This window comes from Mesorhizobium sp. M1088, from assembly GCF_040318575.1.
Taxonomy (GTDB): domain Bacteria; phylum Pseudomonadota; class Alphaproteobacteria; order Rhizobiales; family Rhizobiaceae; genus Mesorhizobium.
On sequence record NZ_JAMYMO010000062.1, the window covers coordinates 1 to 21,074 of the forward strand.

Here is a 21,074-nt window from a genome sequence, read left to right on the forward strand (position 1 = left end):
GTGGCCGCCGTCTTGTATTGGTCGCGGGCGCCGTGCCCCCCCCCCCCCAACTCTCTCCCCCTCCCCGCCCGGCGCGGCCCGCGGCCGCTCGACCGACCAGCGCACCCGGACATTGGCCTGCACCGGCTGGATCTGCCCGACATTGCCGAGCGGCTGCAGGTGGCCGGCGAGATCGGGCCGACGGCAGGCAACCCGGATGCGGTAGCCGCGCTTGGCCAGCGCCCGCACGACATGACGACCGACAAACCCGGAGCCGCCGAACACGACCACGAGCTTTGGGGTCTGCAGGATTTCGGTCATGGCTGGCTCCGGCGGCTATCCAGATGGCTTGGTTGAAGCCGTTTCATAGTCGGTTTCGCGCCAAAGGCAAAGGGTGACCATCGGTCGCCCGGCATTGTTGAAGCATGATTTCCAGTATCCGTTGGAAACGGCAGAAAACCCGCCGACGCCGGGCTTTAGGTAACTCCATTCGGGACAGGAACCTTTGTTCCGGCCGGCGATTTTAGGATGTATGGTTTGATTCCGAATGGAGGATATTGCCGATGACGACAAAACGCGTTGCGATCTTCGCTCTGGCTTTCGCAACAGGCTGCAGCATTGGTGCCTCGGCATTCGGGGCAAACCGGCATCACCACCAAGCTCAACCCGAACGCTACGTTCCGGCCAACGGCAACATCATCGACATTCTGTTCGGTGGCCCGCGCTACTATGACAACCACCTGTTCACGACGGCCGCCGAACCCTGCTCCTACAACAGGGTAGGGCCGGACGCGAATGCGGCGAACGTCATCAACGATCATTATTGCGGGAAGTAGGCTCGCGCTGGCGGATCGGCCGGCGTTCTCAGCCGCTCATCGGACAAACGAATTTCTTCAGGACGAATAGCGGGCGGCGAATTCGGAAATGCGCTGCACCACGGCTTTCGGCGCGCTTATGCCGCGCGCCGCCGCCTTCTCCGCGGCCTCGGCCCGGGCACGCCCCGGCACATGCACGCCATAGCGCCGCCGCAGCCGGTCGAGTTGATCCTTCATCCGCTTTTCGAAGTCCGGATCGAGCAGCTTGGGCTCGACGGCAAGCACGAACAGGCCGGTCCCCGGACTGTCCGGCCCGCCGCTGAACCATGGCGCATCGAGCGACCAGTTGGCGCCCGACAGGCCCGCAGCCAGCACCTCGACCATCAGCGCGATGTTGGCGCCGCGCTGGCCGCCGAAGGCAAGCATGGCGCCCTTCATTGCAGCTGCCGGGTCCGTGGTCGGATTGCCGCTCGCATCCAGTGCCCAGCCTTCGGGGATCTTCTTGCCGTCCTCGGCCGCCTTGCGGATGTTGACGAAGGCGGTGGCGCTCGACGACTGGTCGATGACCAGCGCCGCCCCGTCCGCGGCGGGTGCCGCAAAGGACATCGGGTTGGTGCAGTAGACCGGCTTGACCGAGCCCGAGCCGGCAAGCACGGCCGGGCCGTTGGTGGCGGCGAACGACACCAATCCCTGCGCGGCCAGCCGTCCGGTGAAATAGCCGAGCGCGCCGCACGTATAAGCATTCTTCTGCGAAAAGATGGTGACGCCGAACAGCCGCGCCGCCTTGGCGAGGTCATCGATCGTGCGGTCGAAACCGGTATGCGCTAAGCCGCCTCGCGCATCGGAAAGATAGACCGCGAGCGCCGGCCTGGTGATCACCGGATCGGCGTTGCCGTCGATACGGCCGGCCTCCAGTGCTTCAAGATAATCGATAAAGTGCGACAGCCCGACGGTCGACAGTCCTTCCGCCTCGGCCGCGACGATCGAGGCAGCCAGCGACTGCGCCGCCTCTTCGTTGGCGCCAGCGCCAAGTGCGGCCATCCGGCACAGCCCTGTCGCCTGGTCGAGACTGAGTTGCATTGTGATTGCCATGGATATCTGAGGGAATGGGTGAATGGTGAGTGGGGACTTAGCCGGTAACATAGGGGCTACGCACTACTGACTATTCACTATTCACTATTCACCTAACCAACCTTGTTCGGGATCCGCGCCTCGATCTTGCCCAGGGTGAAGACGAGGATGCCGGTGATCGCCATATAGATCAACGCCAAGAGCAGCAAGGGTTCATAGGTGAGATAGGTATCCTGCCGCACTTTGGAGGAGACGGCGAATATGTCGATCACGCTGATGGTGGCCACCAGCGGCGTCGATTTCAGCTGCAGCACGGTTTCGCCGGTCAGCGTCGGCAGCGCGCGGTAGAAGGCCTGCGGCAGCCAGATTCGCTGGAAAATCCTCCACCGGCTCATGCCAAAGGCACGGGCGGCTTCCAATTGGCCCTTCGGCACGCCGGCAAAAGCGCCTCGCATCACCTCGCCCTCATAGCCGGCGAAGGACAGCGTCAGCCCGAGGACGCCGTAGGGCCATGCCTGCCTGAGATAGGGCCACATCCAGGACTCGCGAATCCACGGATATTGCGGAAACAGCGAGCCCAGTCCGTAATAGAGCAGCCAGAGCTGCAGCAACAGCGGAGTCCCTCTGATGACGGTGCAGAAGACCTTGGCGGGTGCCGCGAACCAGAACGCGCCGGCAGCCTGCGCCAGTCCGAGCGGCACTGCGAGCAGGAAACCCAGCGTGCAAGTGACGGCAAGAATCCACAGCGCGCGCCAGATGCCGAGCAGTCCTATCCCGTAATATTTAGGCAGCCAGTCCCAGCGCATGAAGACGGCCGCAGCCAAAACCAGTCCCAGCGCGATCAGGATCAGCACGATACGATGCGGCTTCAGCCACAGCGAAGCGCGTGCGGCTATCACGACGGCCGCCGCTTCGCCAGTCATCGCGGGGTCAGCCATCACCGGGCCTCCTTGAGCGACGGCATGCCGCGGCGGGCCCATGTCTCGATGCGGCCGATGATCAGATTCGAAACCAGCGTCAACAGAAGGTAGATCGCGCCGGCGGCGATAAAGAATGTCAGATAGGCTTTGGTGACGCCGGCCGCCTGCCGTGTCGCCAATGTCAGCTCGAAAAAGCCGACGACCGCCAGCAGGGCTGTGTCCTTGGTGGCGATCAGCCAGAGATTGGCAAGGCCGGGTATGGCGAACGGCAGCATCGCCGGCAGCGTGATGCGCCGCAGCAGCAGGCCGGGAGACATGCCATAGGCGCGCGCGGCTTCGATCTGGCCCTGCGGAATGGCAAGGATCGCGCCGCGGATCACCTCGGTCGAATAGGCGCCCTGGACGAAGCCGAGCACGGCAATGCCGGCCGCCAGCCCGCTAATGTCCATGCGCTGATAGCCCATTGCCGTCAGCATCTGATTGATCAGGTCGGTACCGGCGTAATAGAGCAGAAGGATCAGCACCAGCTCCGGCACGGCGCGCACGACGGTCGTATAGACTGCCAGGAGATCGCGCACCACCGGACCACCATATAGCTTGCCGGAGGCGCCGCCGATGCCGATCAAAAGGCCGAGACCGGTGGCGCCGACCGCGATCTCGATCGTATGGAGCAGGCCGACGATGAGCGTTCCACCCCAGCCCGGCGGCACGGGCGAGAGAAGCGCGATGGCAGAGGCGGCCCAAGTCGGAACAAATGCGTCGATCAGCGTCGCCCTCGAATTGCTGGCGCTAAAACCGCCGGCGATCTCCGCCCGCGGAAGCTCGCGTCGATGGATTTCGACGAACCACGCGGCTCTATCGGGGCCGCGTGGTTAATCGCTCATGGATGAGGCCGTCAGTTCGACTGCGTGTCGGCACCGTAAATGTCGAAGTCGAAGTACTTCTTCGAAATCTCGTCATATTTGCCGTTGGCGCGGATGGCCTTGATGCCGGCGTTGATCTTTTCCTTCAACTCGGTGTCTTCCTTGCGGACGCCGGCGCCGACGCCGGGCCCGAGAATGGCCAGATCCGGCGCGACCATGCCTTTCAGATCGCAGCATTGCTTGCCCTGGTCCGATTTCAGGAAGGCGTCGAGGGCGATGGAATCGGCCTGCACCGCGTCGACCCGGCCGGCGGCAAGATCCTGGTTGGCCTCGTCCTGGGTCTGGTATTCCTTGATTTCCGCCGCGTCGGCGAAGTGCTTCTTGGCGTAGTCGGCGTGTACGGTCGAGACCTGGACGCCGATGATCTTGCCCTTGAGGTCCTCCGGTGTCGAGCCGAACTTCTGGTCCTTCGGCCCGATGATCGCAGTCGGGGTGTTGTAATATTTGTCGGAGAAGTCGATCGTCTTCTTGCGTTCGTCGGTGATCGACATCGAGCTGGCGATGACGTCGATCTTCTTGGTCGTCAACGCCGGGATGATGCCGTCCCAGGCGACCGGCGTGATGACGCAGTCGAGCTTCTCTTCGGTGCAGACAGCGTCGATGAATTCGATTTCCCAACCGACCCATTTGCCGGAAGCATCCGGCGAGGTGAACGGCGGATAGGGCTCGGCAGCGACACCGATCTTGACCGGATCGGCCTTGGCCACGCCCACGGCGGCAACGCCAAGCAGCAGCGCTGCCGCAAAGGTCTTGAGAATAATCTTCATCGTCATGACTCCCAGTTTTGTTGTTGTTCCCGGTTTTCGTCCGCCCACGGTTTAACTGATGTTGCGGATGAACTGCTTCAGCCTTTCGGATTTTGGTGCGCCGAAGATCTGTTCCGGCGGCCCTTCTTCCTCGACCAGCCCGTTGTGGAGGTAGACGACATGCGTCGCGACCTCGCGGGCAAACTTCATCTCATGGGTGACCAGCACCATGGTGCGGCCTTCGCGCGCCAGGTCGCCGATCACCTTCAGCACCTCGCCGACGAGTTCCGGGTCGAGCGCCGAAGTCGGCTCATCGAACAGCATGACGCGCGGATTGATGGCCAGCGCCCTGGCGATCGCGGCGCGCTGCTGTTGGCCGCCCGACAGATAGGCAGGATAGACGTCGCGTTTTTCGGCCAGGCCAACGCGGGCGAGCAATTTTTCCGCCTCGCCGATCGCCACATCGCGCTTGACGCCGAGCACATGCACGGGAACCTCGATGACGTTCTCGATCAACGTCATGTGGCTCCACAGATTGAAGTTCTGGAAGACCATGCCAAGCTTGGAGCGGATGCGTTCGATCTGCTTGCGGTCTGCGGGCACGGTGTGGCCGTAGCTGTCGGCCTTCAGCTTTATCTCTTCGCCATTGACCCGGATAATGCCGCTGGTCGGGTTCTCCAGGCAGTTGATGCAGCGCAGCAGCGTCGATTTGCCCGAGCCGCTGCCGCCGATGATGGCGATCACCTCGCCGTCGCGCGCTGACAGCGAAACGCCCTTCAGTACGTGCAGCTTGCCGAAATTCTTGTGCAGGTTCTCGACGTGGATGGCTTCGGCGGCGCCGTTCTGCGCCGTATGCTTCAGGACGGTGGCCGGCGCTGTCATCGTCGCGGCGCCCCGCGGAGCAGCCGAGGCAGTGCTTGCTGGAATTTTTTACCCATTACCCGTCACTGGACAGCGTTCCGATTCTCAAGATGGACCGTTCCCCTTGCCTCCGTCAACCGCAGTTTTTGGACCATTGATCACGGCCTGCCGAGTGGCTATTGGCAGGAGGGGCGCGTTTCAGGAGAATTTAGTGGGCAAAGCATACGGGTCGCAGTCGATGGCCGGGCCGCTGCAGCGCGTGCTGATGCGCTCCGCCGCCAGCACCATGCGTCGGGCCGAAGCGCTGGATTGGCACTATGGCCCCGGCTTCGATCCGCAAAAAGCGGCGGCCCAGCATGATGCACTGGCCAGGCTGATTTCTGTCTCAGGCGCCGAAATCGAATGGCTGAGCGACGCCGATGACGGGCTTGCCGATTCGGTCTTTACCCACGATCCGTCGCTGATGACCGACCATGGCGCGGTTATCCTCGCCATGGGCAAGGCGCTGCGCCGGCCAGAGCCCGGCCTGCATGAGGCGGCCTATGGGCGCATGGGCATCCCCATCCTCGGCCGTATCGAGGCTCCCGGCCAGGTCGAGGGCGGCGACTGCGTGTGGGTGGATGCAAACACGCTGGCCGTCGGCCGCGGCGTGCGCACCAATCAGCACGGCATCCAGCAGCTCTCCAACCTGCTTTCACCCAAGGGCATCCAGGTCTATGGCTTCGACCTGCCGCTCTGGCAGGGCGAGGAGGCCTGCCTGCATCTGATGTCGGTGATCAGCCCGCTCGCAGACGATCTGGCGCTGGTCTATGCGCCCCTCCTGCCGGTCGCATTCCACCAGATGCTGCGCGAACGCGGCATTTGGCTGGTCGAGGGCGACGCCGACGAATTCTTCGCCTCGAATGGGCTCAGCCTGAACGTGCTGCCGACCGCGCCGCGCCAGGTTATCGCCGTTGCCGGTTTTCCGAAGACGGCGGCTGCCATGCAAGCCGCCGGCTGTACGGTCTCGACATTCGAGGCCGATGCGCTGTGTATTGCCTGCGAGGGCGGTCCTACCTGCCTCACACGCCCGGTGCTAAGACAATGACGACCATCGGCGAAGCGCTCATCACTTTGCTCGAAGCGCACGGCGTCGACACCGTCTTCGGCATTCCCGGCGTACACACGGTCGAGCTCTATCGCGGGCTTGCGCGATCGAAGATCCGTCACGTCACGCCGCGCCACGAGCAGGGCGCCGGCTTCATGGCTGACGGCTATGCGCGCGCCAGCGGCAGGCCGGGTATCGCCTTCGTCATCACCGGGCCGGGGCTGACCAACACCATCACCGCCATGGGTCAGGCGCGCGCCGATTCGGTGCCGATGCTGGTGATCTCGGGCGTCAACGCCACGCCGACGCTGGGCAAAGGCCTTGGCCATCTGCATGAACTGCCGGACCAGCGCGGCATGATGGAGAAGGTGGCGCTGTTTTCGCACCGTGTCACCGAGGCCGGCGAACTGCCCGGCGTGCTCGCCCGCGCCTTTGCGCTGTTCTCATCCTCGCGTCCGGGTCCCGTGCATATTGAGATCCCGACCGATGTCATGACCATGCCGGCCAACGGCATCGTGCCGCTGCTGCGGAATTCAGCGCCGCCCGAGCCGGATGTAGCGGCGATTGCCGAGGCGGCAAGGCTATGCGCGTCTGCCCGCCGGCCGCTTATCCTTGCCGGCGGCGGCGCCAAAGCTGCCGAAGCGCCGTTGCAGCGCCTGGCCGAGAGGTTGGGAGCGCCGGTCGTCCAGACTGCCAATGCGCGCGGCCTGCTCTATCGCCATCCGCTTGGCGTGCCGGCCAGCCCCAGCCTGAAGGCGGTGCGTGCGCTGATGGCCGGCGCCGACCTGGTCATTGCCGCTGGCACCGAATTCGGTCCGACCGACTATGATGGCTATGGCAACGGCGGTTTTGTCCTGCCTGCCAATCTGATCCGCATCGACATCGGCGCCGACCAGCTTGCCCGCCGGCCGGCTCGGATTTCGATCCAGGCCGATTGCGGTGCAGCGCTCGAGGCGCTGCGTGCCGAACTCGGCACGGGCCAGGCGCAATCGGTCGACGGCGCCGCTCGCGCCGCCGCGACGCGGCAAGCGGCCTTTGCCGAGATCGGCCCGGCTATGCAGGCGCAATTGCGCGCCGTCGAGACGATCCGCGATGCGCTGCCTGGCGCGATCATCGTCGGCGATTCGACCCAGCCGGTCTACGCCGCTAACCTCTATTACGATCACGACCGGCCGGGCGGCTGGTTCAACGCCGCCACCGGCTTCGGCGCGCTTGGCTATGGCCCGCCTGCGGCGATCGGTGCCGTCCTTGCCAGGCCTGAGGCGCCGGTCGTTTGCCTCACCGGCGACGGCGGCTTCCAGTTCACCCTGCCGGAACTGGGCGCCGCGCTCGACGCGGCGGCGCCGGTGATCTTCGCCGTCTGGAACAATCGTGGCTACCGCGAGATCGAAACCTCGATGCTCGACGTCGGCGTCGAGCCGGTCGGCGTCTCCCCGGCACCGCCGGATTTCTGCAAATTGGCCGAAGCGTACGGCATTGCCGCCGAGCGGATTTCCGGCACCGGCGGCTTGGCGGACGCGCTTGGGCGCGCGCGGGCGACTGGACGACCTTACGTCATCGAGATTTCGGTTGAGTGATCGCGCGAAAGGCGCGACCTTCCGCATCGGCGGCGCGCAATGACGGAGCGGTCGAATATGACGGAAACACTGGACGGCAGACATATCGTGGTGACCGGCGGCACCGGTGCCCTTGGCGGCGCGGTCGTAGGAAAACTGCTGGAGCAGGGCGCGATCTGCCATGTGCCCAATGCCCACGCTGCCGCGCCTGCGCATTTTCCCTTTCCGGCGCATGACCGCGTCAGGCTGGCGCACAATGTCGACCTTGCCGATCCTGCCAAGGTCGACGCCTTCTATGCCAGCGTTCCAGATCTATGGGCATCGGTGCATCTGGCCGGCGGCTTCACCGCGGCGCCGGTCGAGAAGATCGAGCCCGCCTCCTTCGCCGAGATGATGGACACCAACGCCCGCACTACCTTTCTGTGCTGCCGCGCGGCGATACGCTCGATGCTGGAATCTTCCGTGCCGGGTCGCATCGTCAATGTCACCGCGCGAGCCGGGCTCGATCCGCGGCGCGGCTCCGGCAAGGTGGCCTACGCCGCCGCCAAGGCGGCAGTCGCCGCGATGACCGTGGCGATAGCCGAAGAGCTGAAGGGCAACGGCATCCTGGTCAACGCCGTGGCGCCTTCGACGCTCGACACGCCGGCCAACCGGGCTGACATGCCGAACGCAGATTTCAGCAGATGGGTCAGCCTTGAAGCGGCGGCCGAGGCCATTGCCTACCTTGCCTCGCCGGCCAACATGGCGATCAGCGGCACGCTGGTGCCACTCTACGGCCGGGCCTGAGCCTGCGGTCCGTTCGCAAGCAAAGGGTCACAAGCAAAAGCCCCGCCGGATCGTTCCGGCGGGGCTTTTTGTTTCGTTTTATAACCCGCGCGAGGCGCGGTGTTGGCTTAGCTGCCCTGCTTCTTCAGCGCGGCACCCAAAATATCGCCCAGCGAAGCGCCGGAATCGGTTGAGCCGTACTGAGCGACCGCTTCCTTCTCTTCGGCGATTTCCAGCGCCTTGATCGAGACCTGCAGCTTGCGGGTCTTCTTGTCGAAGGCGATGACGCGGGCGTCGACTTTCTGGCCGACGGTGAAGCGCTCGGGGCGCTGCTCGTCGCGGTCACGGCTGAGGTCGGAGCGCTTGATGAAGGTCTCGATGCCGCTGTCGACCAGCCGCACTTCCAGACCGCCATCCTTCACGCCGATAACCTCGCAGGTGACGACTGCGTTCTTGCGCAGTTCGCCTGACGTCGCTGCTTCGCCGACCGTGTCCTTGGCCAGCTGCTTGATGCCGAGCGAGATGCGCTCCTTGTCTATGTCGACGTCGAGCACCTGCGCCTTGACCATGTCACCGCGATTGTACTCCTCGATCACCTGCTCGCCCGGACGGGTCCAGTCGAGGTCGGAAAGGTGGACCATGCCGTCGACGTCGCCTTCGAGGCCGATGAACAGGCCGAACTCGGTCTTGTTCTTGACCTCGCCCTCCACCTGGCTTCCGACCGGATGGCTGCGCGCGAAGGCCTCCCACGGGTTTTCCAGAGTCTGCTTGAGGCCAAGCGAGATGCGGCGCTTGGCCGGATCGACTTCGAGCACCACCACGTCGACTTCCTGCGTCGTCGACAGGATCTTGCCGGGATGCACGTTCTTCTTGGTCCACGACATTTCCGAAACGTGGATGAGGCCTTCGATGCCCGGCTCCAGCTCGACGAACGCGCCGTAGTCGGTGATGTTGGTGACGGTACCCTTGATCTTCTTGCCGATCGGGAACTTGGTGCCGATCTCGGACCACGGATCGCTCTCGAGCTGCTTCATGCCGAGCGAGATGCGGTGGGTTTCCTGGTTGATGCGGATGATCTGCACCTTGACCGTCTGGCCGATATTGAGGATTTCGGTCGGATGATTGACGCGGCGCCATGCCATGTCGGTGACGTGCAGCAGGCCGTCGATGCCGCCGAGGTCGACGAACGCACCATAGTCGGTGATGTTCTTGACGACGCCTTCGACCACCTGGCCTTCTTCGAGATTCTGCACGATTTCCGAACGCTGTTCGGCGCGGCTCTCCTCGAGCACGGTGCGGCGCGACACCACGATGTTGCCGCGGCGGCGATCCATCTTGAGGATCTCGAAGGGCTGCGGGTTGTGCATCAGCGGCGAGACGTCGCGGATCGGGCGGATATCGACCTGGCTGCGCGGCAGGAAGGCCACGGCACCGTCGAGGTCGACGGTGAAGCCGCCCTTGACCTGGTTGAAGATGACGCCTTCGACGCGTTCGCCCTTGGTGAACTTCTCTTCGAGACGGACCCAGCTCTCTTCGCGGCGGGCCTTTTCGCGCGACAGCATGGCTTCGCCAAGCGCGTTCTCGATACGCTCGACATAGACCTCGACCGTGTCGCCGACCTTGAGGGTCGTGTCCTTGCCCTTGACGCCGAATTCCTTCAGCGGCACGCGGCCTTCGACCTTGAGGCCAACGTCGATGATGGCCATGTCCTTTTCAATGGCAGTGATGATGCCCTTGACGACCTGGCCTTCGCCGGAATGGCCGGCGGAAAATGATTCTTCGAGCAGGCTCGCGAAATCATCGCGAGTGGGGTTTGCAACTGACATAGTTTCTCCTGGAATGCCCCGCAATCTGTCGCGGGGCGGGCGCCGTGGGTTAGCGTTGCGTTGGCCTGCCGGCGTTCCGGGCAAAAAGCCCTTGGCCGCCCTTGAGCGGCAATTCCGGCGCATGAAGAATGCTGACAGGCTGGTTCATGCCCGATATGGGAATTCTTTTTGTCGCCGGCAATCGGCGGCGGCAGGAAAACCCGGCTCAGGCTTCGTTTCTCTTGGCCAGGACATCGTCGATGATCGCCCGAGCTGCCAGAAACGCGGCTTCTATAGCCATTTCCGACGTGTCGAGCAAGTGCGCATCGGCGGCCGGCTTCAAGGGTGAGTCCATGCGGCCCATATCGCGCTCGTCGCGGCGCACGATATCGGCAAGGATTTCGTCGAAATTGGCAGTGCCGCCGATGCTCTCGATTTCATCCAGCCGCCGCTTTGCCCGCACCTCGGCACTTGCCGTGACATAGAGTTTTACGTCGGCATCGGGACAGACGACGGTGCCGATGTCGCGGCCGTCGAGCACCGCGCCAGGCGGTGTTCTTGCGAAGTCGCGCTGTTTCTCGACCAGGATGCGCCGCACCGACGGGATCACTGCCACTTTCGAAGCCGCCTCGCCAACGGCGTGTGCCGAAAGCACTGCGCGGTCGAGCTTTGCCAGATCGACCTGCCGGGCCGCGGTTTCAGCGGCCGAAACATTGTCGAGCGGCAGGCCGAGCCGGAGCAGCGCATGCGCCACCGCGCGATAGGTAAGGCCGGTATCGAGCAGGTTCAACCGGTAATGGTCGGCGAGCCGTCGGGCGAGGGTGCCCTTTCCGGCACCGGCAGGGCCGTCGATGGCTATGGTGAAAGTTGAGGTCATTGGCCGCCCACCGGAATCGAAAAGCGCAATGATCCAGATAGGCGTTGCGATCCTTCGCGCCCTCCTCTGTCCTGCCGGACATCTCCCCCACTTGGGGGGAGATCGGCGGCCATCACGGCTTTCGCCAATTGTCTACGTCGCAGGATTGAGCGGAGCGCCGAAGCTGCCAATCTCCCTCCTTGTGGGGGAGATGTCCGGCAGGACAGAGGGGGGCGCTGTCCCGCCGATGTTCCAGTTTGGCCCCAACCCCCAAGGCTATTGATTGCTATCAAGCTACTCGATCTCCGCCCCAAGCCCTTTCATCAGACCCATGAATTCCGGAAAGCTGGTCGCGATCATCGCCTGGTCGTCGATGGTCACGGGCTTTTCCGTCGCCAGCCCCATAACCAGAAAACTCATGGCGATGCGGTGGTCGAGATGGGTCTGGACGATGGTGCCCTGTCCGTTGGGATGCTGGCCGAGGCCCTTGCCGCCGGGTTTTCCGCGCACGACAAGCGAGGCCTCGCCTTCGCTGCAGTCCACGCCGTTGAGCTTCAGCCCTTCGGCCACTGCCGACAGACGGTCGGATTCCTTCACCCGAAGTTCTTCCAGCCCGAGCATCAGCGTCTCGCCCTCGGCGAAGCTGGCCGCCACGGCAAGCACCGGATACTCGTCGATCATGGTCGGCGCCCGTTCGGGCGGCACGGTGACGCCTTTCAGCTCGGAGTAACGCACACGCAGATCGGCAACATCCTCGCCGCCTTCGTTGCGCGGCTCGATTATATCGATCCGGCCGCCCATTTCCTGCAGCGTCAACAGAAGTCCAGTGCGGGTCGGGTTCATCAGCACGTTTTCGATTGTAATGTCCGAACCCGGCACGATCAGCGCCGCCACCAGCGGAAAGCCGGCCGAGGAGGGGTCGCCAGGCACCGCGATCGTCTGCCCCATGAGCTTGCCCTGGCCTTCGATGAAAATGTGGCGCACGCCGCGCTCGTCGGTCTCGACCGACAAATTGGCGCCGAACCCCTTGAGCATTTTTTCGGTATGGTCGCGCGTCATAACCGGCTCGATGACGGTGGTGATGCCCGGCGTGTTCAGCCCAGCCAGCAGCACCGCCGACTTGACCTGTGCCGATGCCATCGGCACGCGGTAGGTGATCGGAGCGGCGTGCTTGGGCCCGTGCAGCGTGATCGGCATGCGGTCGCCGGGCGTCGCCTTCAGCACCTGCACGCCCATCTGGCGGAGCGGCTCGAGCACCCGGCCCATCGGCCGGCCGGACAGCGAGGCGTCGCCGATGAAGGTGGTTTCCATGTCATAGGTGCCGACCAGGCCCATGGTGAGGCGTGAGCCGGTGCCGGCATTGCCGAAATCAAGCGGGCCTTCCGGCTGCAGCAGCGCGCCGTTGCCGGTACCGCGGATCACCCACTCAGCGCCATGCTTCTCGATATGGGCGCCCATGGCCTTCATGGCAACGCCCGTACGCATCACATCCTCGCCTTCCAGCAGCCCGGTGATGCGGGTTTCGCCGGAGGCCAGGCCACCGAACATGAACGAGCGGTGCGAGATCGACTTGTCGCCCGGCACCCGTGCCGCGCCTGAAAGGCCAGATGATTTGCGGGCGGTGGCCTGCTTCGGGGCGGCAGTGTGCGACATGGTTCTTTCCTGGAAACGCCGGCGGCCGGCCATTTTCTGCTGGTTTGCGGGGTCTCCTATCATGGCGTGCCGAAATGGTCATCCCCTTGGTATGAAGGCCTTCGAATTCAAGCTTTTTGGGACGCCGGCTTTTCGCTTTGACAGCGCCGTAAACTCTGGTTAAGGGGACCAAACTTTCATCGACGAGGCTTGCTGTGGCAAAACCCGAACTTGGCACCAAACGCATCGACCCGGAGACAGGTCGAAAATTCTATGACTTGAACAAGGACCCGATCGTCTCGCCTTACACGGGCAAGAGCTATCCGCGCTCCTATTTCGAAGAAGGCAAGATCGCCGCCCTCGAGGAGGAAGAGGAAGTTGCCGAGAAGGAAGTGGACGCCGAGGAGGAAGAGGGCGTCGAGGTCGTCTCGCTCGAAGAGGCGGACGAGGACGCGAAGGCCGACGAGCTTCCCGATCTCGGCGATGACGAAGACGACGTTGACCTTGGCGATGACGAGGATGACACGTTCCTCGCCGACGAGGAGGAAGAAGACGACGACGTTGCCGACATGATCGGCGTCGGCGAAGACGACGACGAAGTCTGAGCGAACCGCATTCGCCGGCTTTCGCGGCGCTGCTTAGAAAAAGCGGTTCTTGAAGGCTTGATATTGACTGAAGGCGGGGTTAGAAGCCGCCTTCACTAACGGCGCGGTCTAGAACCCGCGCCGGATCTCTTCGCCGGAAACGGCGCCGGTGAACTGCCGGAGTGGGGCCATAGCTCAGTTGGGAGAGCGCTTGAATGGCATTCAAGAGGTCGTCGGTTCGATTCCGATTGGCTCCACCAGTTCTCTCCGCGAAAATCAGCAGAACGGCCGCCCCGCCCGCCGGGCTGGCCGCCGCCTATCGCAGAACCTAGCTGAGACTAGTTAATCGGCCGCCCGGCTTGGGCTCGCCGATCCATTCAGAAGTAATGAGCCCGTGCCCGGTCTGTGCATATTTCTGGCTGTGGTTTGAACCGCGAGCACCGGTCTGGACCAGGCCGCGGGCTGAAATGACCGCTGCGCAAAACTCCGTTACTTGTTGCAGTTCTGCATATCCGACGTCATGGCGCCGCTGGCGGTATTGTTGTCGGTATCGCTGCTCGCCGTATCCTTACAGCGGTCCTCCATACCGTTTGTCTGCGGCGTGGTGGCGTTCGTTGCGTTCGGATCGATCGTGTTCGGGGTAGTTGCGCTGCCGGTCCCGGTGTTGCCGCCGGAAGTGCCTGTGTTGACGCCGGTATTGCCATCGGCGCTACCGGTCCCGGAGCCCATGGATTGTGCCATGGCAGATGTGGCCAGGCCGATAGCAAGTAGGGATGCAGAGAGAATTTTCATCATCTTAGTGTCTCCATCGAGTTGCATCGCTGGATCGCGATCTATACCAACGAGAGTTTTTTCGAGATGTTCCGTTGGGCAGAAATATTGATCGATACAATCATTATGGATCTTTGTTGCTCGTCGTTTCGTGAATGCGGCTGCGAAATTCCTGCCGCATAGCGGCAATTTCGTCTGGAACCAAATCGAGCATGCCGCGTTCTTGCGCTTGCGGGGAGTTGTGTCGGCCGCAGGGGACAGTTTCACCAGGACATTCAAGAAATCCGTGAGCTGGGAGGGGCGCTGTGAGCGTGCTTGCATCCACAAGGCAATTGGACCGTCGTCAAATACTGAACGCGCTGAAGGCTTTTCGGAGCGGTGATTTCTCCGTTCGTATCGACAATGTCTACGCCGGCCTTGATTCCGAGATCGCCGACACCTTCAACGAAATCGTAGAACTCAACGATCAGGTCACGCGCGAGTTCGAACGCCTCAGCAAGGTCGTCGGCAAGGATGGCCGGATCGGCGAACGCGGCCGTGTCCGCAACGCCACCGGCAGTTGGGAATCGAGCGTCCGTTCCGTCAACGATCTGATCGAGGACATGGTTCAGCCGACGGCCGAAGTGGCGCGCGTCATCGGCGCGGTGGCCAAGGGTGACCTGTCGCAGACGATGATGGTCGAAATCGACGGCCGGCAGCTGCGCGGCGAGTTTCTGCGCATCGGCAAGATCGTCAACACCATGGTCGGGCAACTGGCCTCCTTCGCCTCGGAAGTGACGCGCGTGGCGCGCGAGGTCGGCACCGAAGGCAAGCTGGGCGGCCAGGCTCGCGTGAAAGGTGTGGCCGGAACCTGGAAGGACCTGACCGACAACGTCAACGCCATGGCGACGAACCTGACCGGGCAGGTGCGCAACATCGCCGAGGTGACGACCGCCGTCGCTTCCGGCGACCTGTCGAAGAAGATTACCGTCGACGTGAAAGGCGAAATCCTCGAACTCAAGAACACCATCAACACGATGGTCGACCAGCTCAATTCCTTCGCCTCGGAAGTGACGCGCGTCGCGCGCGAAGTCGGTACAGAAGGCAAGCTCGGCGGTCAGGCGCGCGTCGAAGGTGTCGGCGGCACCTGGAAGGACCTGACCGACAACGTGAACCTGATGGCCGAAAATCTGACAGGCCAGGTGCGCAATATCGCCGAGGTGACCACGGCCGTGGCGCTTGGCGACCTGTCGAAGAAAATCACGGTCGACGTCAAGGGCGAGATCCTGGAGCTGAAATCGACGATCAACACCATGGTCGACCAGCTGAACTCATTTGCCGGCGAAGTGACGCGTGTCGCCCGCGAGGTCGGCACCGAGGGCAAGCTCGGCGGCCAGGCTCAGGTGCGCGGCGTCGCCGGCACCTGGAAGGACTTGACCGACAACGTCAATTCGATGGCCGAGAACCTGACCGGCCAGGTCCGCAACATCGCCGAGGTGACGACTGCGGTCGCTTCGGGCGACTTGTCGAAGAAGATCACCGTCGCCGTGCAGGGCGAAATCCTCGAGCTCAAGGACACCATCAACACGATGGTCGACCAGCTCAATTCCTTCGCCTCGGAAGTGACGCGTGTGGCGCGCGAGGTCGGAACCGAAGGCAAGCTCGGCGGCCAGGCCGAGGTGAAGGGCGTCGGCGGCACCTGGAAGGACCTGACCGATAACGTCAACCTGATGGCCGCCAACCTGACCGGCCAGGTCCGCAACATCGCCGAGGTGACGACCGCCGTTGCCCGCGGCGACCTGTCGAAGAAGATCACCGTCGACGTCAAGGGCGAAATCCTCGAGCTCAAGGACACCGTCAACACGATGGTCGATCAGCTCAATTCCTTCGCCTCGGAAGTGACGCGTGTGGCGCGCGAAGTGGGGTCGGAGGGCAAGCTCGGCGGTCAGGCGCATGTCGAGGGCGTCGGCGGCACCTGGAAAGATTTGACCGACAACGTCAATGCCATGGCCGGCAATCTGACCGTGCAATTACGCGACGTCTCCAAGGTAGCAACCGCGATTGCGACCGGCGACCTGACCCAGAAGATCACCGTCGATGCATTGGGCGAGATCCTGCAGATCAAGGACGTCATCAATACGATGGTCGACCAGCTGAATTCCTTCGCCTCCGAGGTGACGCGCGTGGCGCGCGAAGTCGGTTCGGACGGCAAGCTCGGCGGCCAGGCGCAGGTGCGCGGCGTTGCCGGTACCTGGAAAGACCTGACCGACAACGTCAATGCGATGGCCGCCAATCTGACCGGCCAGGTGCGCAACATCGCCGAGGTGACGACGGCAGTGGCGCTGGGCGACCTGTCGAAGAAGATCACCGTCGATGTGCGCGGCGAGATCCTCGAGCTGAAGGACACCATCAATACGATGGTCGACCAGCTGAATTCCTTTGCCTCGGAGGTGACGCGCGTGGCGCGCGAGGTCGGCACCGAAGGCAAGCTCGGCGGCCAGGCGCAGGTGCGCGGCGTTGCCGGCACTTGGAAGGATCTGACCGACAATGTGAATTCGATGGCCGAGAACCTGACCGGCCAGGTCCGCAACATCGCCGAGGTGACCACCGCTGTGGCGCGCGGCGACCTGTCGAAGAAGATCACCGTCGACGTCAAGGGCGAGATCCTGGAGCTGAAATCGACGATCAACACCATGGTCGACCAGCTGAACTCCTTTGCCGGCGAAGTGACGCGTGTCGCCCGCGAGGTCGGCACCGAGGGCAAGCTCGGCGGCCAGGCGCGGGTCGAGGGCGTCGCCGGCACCTGGAAGGACCTGACCGACAACGTCAATCTGATGGCGACGAACCTGACCAACCAGGTGCGCGGCATCGCCGATGTCGTGACCGCGGTCGCGCAAGGCAATCTCAAGCGCAAGCTGACGGTCGATGCCAAGGGCGAGATCGCCTCGCTCGCCGACACCATCAACGGCATGATCGAGACGCTGGCGACCTTCGCCGACCAGGTGACCAACGTCGCCCGCGAAGTGGGCATCGAAGGCAAGCTCGGCGGCCAGGCCCGGGTGCCCGGCGCTGCCGGCCTTTGGCGCGACCTGACCGACAACGTCAATCAGCTCGCGGCCAACCTGACCACCCAGGTGCGCGCCATCGCCGAGGTGTCGACGGCGGTGACCAAGGGCGATCTGACCCGCTCGATCAGCGTCCAGGCCTCCGGCGAGGTGGCGGCGCTGAAAGACAACATCAACGAGATGATCCGCAATCTGAAGGACCAGACGCTGAAGAATGCCGAGCAGGACTGGCTGAAGACCAATCTCGCCCGCTTCTCGCGCATGCTGCAGGGCGAGCGTGACCTGGCCACGGTCTCGCGCCTCATCATGTCCGAACTCGCCCCGCTGGTGAATGCGCAATATGGCGTGTTCTATGTGACCAACCGCGACGAGGATGAATTCTATCTGGAGCTCGCCGCCTCCTATGGCGCCGAAAGCAAGGCGGAAATCAAGCAACGCCTCGATCTGCGTGAAGGGCTTGTCGGGCAGAGTGCCGCCGACAAGCGCGCCATCATGCTGGACAATGTGCCGCCGAATTTCCTGCGCGTTACCTCCGGCCTTGGCAATGCCGCGCCGGCGAACGTGATCATTCTTCCGGCTCTGTTCGAGGACGAGGTGAAGGCCGTCATCGAACTCGCCTCGTTCAGCGAATTCCGCGACACGCACCAGTCCTTCCTCAACCAGCTGATGGAATCCGTCGGCATCGTTCTCAACACCATCGCCGCCACCATGCGTACCGAAGGCCTGCTCAAGCAGTCGCAGCTGCTGACCTCGGAATTGCAGGCGCGTCAGACCGAACTGACCAAGAAGCAGGAGGAGCTGCACGCCACCAACGAGGAGCTGCAGGAAAAGGCGCAGCTGCTCGAGAACGAAAAGAAGCAGGTGGAGAACAAGAACCTGGAAATCGAGATGGCGCGGCGGGCGCTGGAGGAGAAGGCCGAGCAGCTGGCGCTTACCTCGAAATACAAGTCGGAATTCCTCGCCAATATGAGCCACGAACTGCGCACGCCGCTGAACTCGCTGCTCATCCTTTCAAACCTGCTCGCAACCAACCAGCAGGGCAATCTCAACGACAAGCAGGTCGAGTTCGCGCGCACCATCAATTCGGCCGGCACCGACCTTTTGAGCCTGATCAACGACATCCTCGACCTGTCGAAGATCGAATCGGGCACCGTCTCGATCGACATCAACGACATGCCGGTGGTGCATCTTCGCCAGCACATGGAGCGAACCTTCCGGCAACTGGCGACCGACAAGGGACTTGGCTTCACCATCAACGTCGATCCCGAGCTTCCGGAGACCGTCCGCACCGACGAGAAGCGATTGCAGCAAATCGTGCTCAACCTTTTGTCGAACGCGTTCAAGTTCACCTCGCAAGGCGAGGTCCGCTTGAATTTCCGGGCCGAAAAGGCGGGCCGTCACAACGGTTCGGCGCAACCCATGGAGGCGCTCGCGATCGTCGTCAGCGATACCGGCATCGGTATTCCGCAGGACAAGCAGAAGCTGATCTTCGAAGCCTTCCAGCAGGCCGACGGCACCACAAGCCGCAAATATGGCGGCACTGGGCTTGGGCTTTCGATCAGCCGGGAGATTGCCCGGCTGCTTGGCGGCGAATTGAGGGTCGAGAGCACGCCGGGCAAGGGTTCGACGTTCACTCTGGTCATTCCATTCGACGGACCCCGGATGGCCTTGGCCCCGCAAGCGGCGCTGCTGCCGGCGATGGAGGTGGCCGCGACGACGGCGCAGCCGAGCCCGCCGTCCTCCGAATTGCTCGATGACCGCGACACGATCTCGTCGGAAGATCGGGTCGTGCTGATCGTGGAGGACGACCCGACCTTCGGCGGTTTGCTGCTCGGCCTTGCACGTTCGGCCGGGCTGAAAGGCGTCCTGTCGACCGCGGGCTCCGGCACGCTGGCTTTGGCACGCAAGCTGGTTCCCGACGCGATTACGCTCGATCTCGGACTGTCGGATATCGACGGCTGGGTGCTGTTCGATCTGCTTCGCCATGACCCGAAAACCAAGGACATTCCCGTTCATGTCATCTCGGGCGCCGAAGACATCGAGGTGCTTGCCCGCAAGGGTGCATCCAGCATTTCAACCAAGCCCGTATCGTCGGACGAACTGATGAAGGTCTTCCAGGATATTCATTCCAGAAAGCTCCGCGTCCAGCGCCGCGTCCTGATTGCCGATCCCGATCCCGAGCGCCGCCTTTCGCTGATCGAGGCGATCCGCGACGGCGTCACCTCGGTCATGGCGATCGGCCGCGTCGCCGCGAATGCGGACGATATCGGCATCGCCGGCTATGATGCCGTTGTGCTCGGCTTTGGCCGCTCGGCCAAGGACAACGCCCAGATGCTGGATGAGATTGCCGTCCTGTTCGGACAGTCGGTGTCGCGGCTGCTGTTCTTTGCGCCTCATCCGGAAGCGCTGCAACAGTCGCTTGCCTTGCATCCGGCATTGGCGGACGTTCCCCGGGCGGAGAATTTCGCGCAGCTGGCTCTCCTGATATCCGCGACGCTCCCGGGGCGGGGCCACGACAACAATAGTGCGGCAGCCGAACAGCCGGACAAGTTCGACCTCGCCGGCGCAAAGGTCCTCATCGTCGACGACGACATCCGCAACATCTATTCACTCACCAGCGTTCTCGAGACCTATGACATCCAGGTGCTGCATGCGGAGCGTGGCCGGGAAGGTATCGCGCTTCTGGAGCAGAGCCCGGACATCGATGCGGCACTGATCGATATCATGATGCCGGAAATGGATGGCTACGAGACGATGCGGCAGATCCGCAGCATGCCGGCGATCGCCCATATCCCGTTGATCTCGGTCACAGCCAAGGCAATGAAGGGCGACCGGCAGAAGTGCCTCGACGCCGGCGCCTCCGACTACATCGCCAAGCCTGTCGACCTTGATCTGCTGCTGGCATTGCTGCGTGTCTGGATCGGCCGTTCGCGATCCCGTGTTCATGGTCCGGAAAAGACGCTCATGGCAGTGAACTGACGGCCGCTCGATGCAGAAACTGTCGAGAAACGGAGCAAGGAAGCTGGAGGTTATGGCGCCGGCAGCAGGGCCGGCAAAGGCGCGCATCCTGGCCGTGGATGACGACGAGCGCAATCTGCTGGCGATCGGCGAGGTTCTGGCCCCTATCGGTGAAGTCGTCTGCGTGCAGTCGGGCGAAGAGGCGTTGCGCGCACTGCTAAAGGAGGATTTCGCAGTCATCCTGCTGGATGTGCTGATGCCCCGGCTGGATGGCTACGAGACCGCGGGATTGATCCGCCAGCGTGAGCAATCCAGGCGAACGCCGATAATTTTTCTCACCGCCATCAACAAGGAAGACGCGCACATGCTGCGCGGCTACGACGCCGGCGCGGTCGATTACGTGTTCAAGCCTTTCGACCCGGCCATGCTGCGTTCCAAGGTCGCCGTGTTCGTCGAACTTCATGAGAAGACGCTGGAAATCCAGCAAAAGGCGGCTGCCGAGCAACGGCTGCTGGCCCAGGCACTGCAGGCGCAGAAGGAAAAGCTCGAGGCCGAGCGAGCCCTGCGCAGCGCCCAGGAGCGGCAGCATGCCATTTTGAGCTCTCTTCCGGTCTGCTTCCACGCAAGGGCGGCGGAGCCGCCGTTCGGCGCCAGCTTTGTCACCGAAGGGGTCGAACGCCTGACCGGCTTTCCTGCTGAAC

17 protein-coding genes and 1 tRNA gene are annotated in these 21,074 nt (G+C 63.2%); 8 read left to right on the forward strand and 10 right to left on the reverse strand.

The genetic code is table 11. The features are described 5' to 3' along the window. The coding region (locus NKH49_RS32640; RefSeq protein WP_352929682.1) for an NAD-dependent epimerase/dehydratase family protein at positions 1-300 on the reverse strand (300 nt) is incomplete at its 3' end. 242 nt (positions 301-542) lie between these two features. Between NKH49_RS32640 and NKH49_RS32645 the strand changes: the two genes are divergently transcribed. Further along, the gene (locus NKH49_RS32645) at positions 543-815 is read left to right on the forward strand and encodes a hypothetical protein (RefSeq protein ID WP_352540381.1); all 273 of its coding nucleotides are present in this window, start codon (positions 543-545) and stop codon (positions 813-815) included. Positions 816-872: 57 nt separating this feature from the next. Here NKH49_RS32645 and NKH49_RS32650 read toward each other — a convergent pair whose 3' ends face one another. The 5 genes from NKH49_RS32650 to NKH49_RS32670 all read right to left on the reverse strand — a co-directional run bounded on the left by NKH49_RS32650 (position 873) and on the right by NKH49_RS32670 (position 5,336). Continuing rightward, positions 873-1,874, reverse strand: a complete 1,002-nt coding sequence (locus tag NKH49_RS32650) for an Ldh family oxidoreductase (RefSeq protein WP_352849764.1) — start codon at positions 1,872-1,874, stop codon at positions 873-875. 104 nt (positions 1,875-1,978) lie between these two features. Then, a complete protein-coding gene (locus NKH49_RS32655) occupies positions 1,979-2,788 on the reverse strand; it encodes an ABC transporter permease (RefSeq protein ID WP_352849811.1) in 810 nt (269 codons plus the stop codon). Positions 2,789-2,802: 14 nt separating this feature from the next. Then, complete coding sequence (locus NKH49_RS32660; RefSeq protein ID WP_352578586.1) at positions 2,803-3,468, reverse strand: ABC transporter permease; 666 nt, start codon at positions 3,466-3,468, stop codon at positions 2,803-2,805. 212 nt (positions 3,469-3,680) lie between these two features. Next, the gene (locus tag NKH49_RS32665) at positions 3,681-4,475 is read right to left on the reverse strand and encodes a transporter substrate-binding domain-containing protein (protein WP_352849765.1); all 795 of its coding nucleotides are present in this window, start codon (positions 4,473-4,475) and stop codon (positions 3,681-3,683) included. Between the two features lie 51 nt (positions 4,476-4,526). Further along, the gene (locus NKH49_RS32670) at positions 4,527-5,336 is read right to left on the reverse strand and encodes an ABC transporter ATP-binding protein (RefSeq protein ID WP_352849766.1); all 810 of its coding nucleotides are present in this window, start codon (positions 5,334-5,336) and stop codon (positions 4,527-4,529) included. 217 nt (positions 5,337-5,553) lie between these two features. Here NKH49_RS32670 and NKH49_RS32675 point away from each other — a divergent pair, with 217 nt between their 5' ends. The 3 genes from NKH49_RS32675 to NKH49_RS32685 are packed head-to-tail and all read left to right on the forward strand — an operon-like array spanning position 5,554 to position 8,744. Continuing rightward, positions 5,554-6,402: a dimethylarginine dimethylaminohydrolase family protein gene (locus NKH49_RS32675; protein WP_352849812.1), complete on the forward strand. Its 849-nt coding sequence runs from the start codon at positions 5,554-5,556 to the stop codon at positions 6,400-6,402. Further along, a complete protein-coding gene (locus NKH49_RS32680) occupies positions 6,399-7,979 on the forward strand; it encodes a 5-guanidino-2-oxopentanoate decarboxylase (RefSeq protein ID WP_352540385.1) in 1,581 nt (526 codons plus the stop codon). The genes NKH49_RS32675 and NKH49_RS32680 overlap by 4 nt, the downstream gene beginning before the upstream one ends. Positions 7,980-8,036: 57 nt before the next feature. Then, positions 8,037-8,744, forward strand: coding sequence for an SDR family NAD(P)-dependent oxidoreductase (locus NKH49_RS32685; protein WP_352667561.1), 708 nt, complete (start codon positions 8,037-8,039; stop codon positions 8,742-8,744). A gap of 107 nt (positions 8,745-8,851) precedes the next feature. Here the strand turns inward: NKH49_RS32685 and rpsA are convergent, their stop codons facing one another. From rpsA to aroA, 3 genes are all read right to left on the reverse strand, one after another. Beyond that, positions 8,852-10,549, reverse strand: coding sequence for a 30S ribosomal protein S1 (gene rpsA / locus NKH49_RS32690; protein ID WP_023676278.1), 1,698 nt, complete (start codon positions 10,547-10,549; stop codon positions 8,852-8,854). A gap of 205 nt (positions 10,550-10,754) precedes the next feature. Then, positions 10,755-11,405 (reverse strand): (d)CMP kinase, encoded by a 651-nt coding sequence (gene cmk / locus NKH49_RS32695; protein WP_352929686.1) that lies wholly within the window; start codon positions 11,403-11,405, stop codon positions 10,755-10,757. A 273-nt stretch (positions 11,406-11,678) separates the two neighbouring features. Beyond that, positions 11,679-13,037 carry a 3-phosphoshikimate 1-carboxyvinyltransferase gene (aroA, locus tag NKH49_RS32700; RefSeq protein ID WP_352849770.1) on the reverse strand — a complete coding sequence of 453 codons (1,359 nt, stop codon included), beginning with the start codon at positions 13,035-13,037 and terminating at the stop codon, positions 11,679-11,681. A 194-nt stretch (positions 13,038-13,231) separates the two neighbouring features. On the opposite strand from aroA, the gene NKH49_RS32705 reads away from it, so the two are divergent. Beyond that, complete coding sequence (locus NKH49_RS32705; RefSeq protein WP_023676282.1) at positions 13,232-13,621, forward strand: TIGR02300 family protein; 390 nt, start codon at positions 13,232-13,234, stop codon at positions 13,619-13,621. 163 nt (positions 13,622-13,784) lie between these two features. Next, positions 13,785-13,860, forward strand: a tRNA-Ala gene (locus NKH49_RS32710). Between the two features lie 229 nt (positions 13,861-14,089). Here NKH49_RS32710 and NKH49_RS32715 read toward each other — a convergent pair. Continuing rightward, a complete protein-coding gene (locus NKH49_RS32715; protein ID WP_352929689.1) occupies positions 14,090-14,638 on the reverse strand; it encodes a hypothetical protein in 549 nt (182 codons plus the stop codon). A 44-nt stretch (positions 14,639-14,682) separates the two neighbouring features. On the opposite strand from NKH49_RS32715, the gene NKH49_RS32720 reads away from it, so the two are divergent. Beyond that, entirely contained in the window at positions 14,683-20,394 is a 5,712-nt protein-coding gene (locus NKH49_RS32720) for a HAMP domain-containing protein (RefSeq protein WP_352929695.1), read from the forward strand. 52 nt (positions 20,395-20,446) lie between these two features. Then, positions 20,447-21,074 (forward strand): response regulator (locus tag NKH49_RS32725; RefSeq protein ID WP_352929692.1); only part of this gene is annotated, 628 nt, incomplete at its 3' end.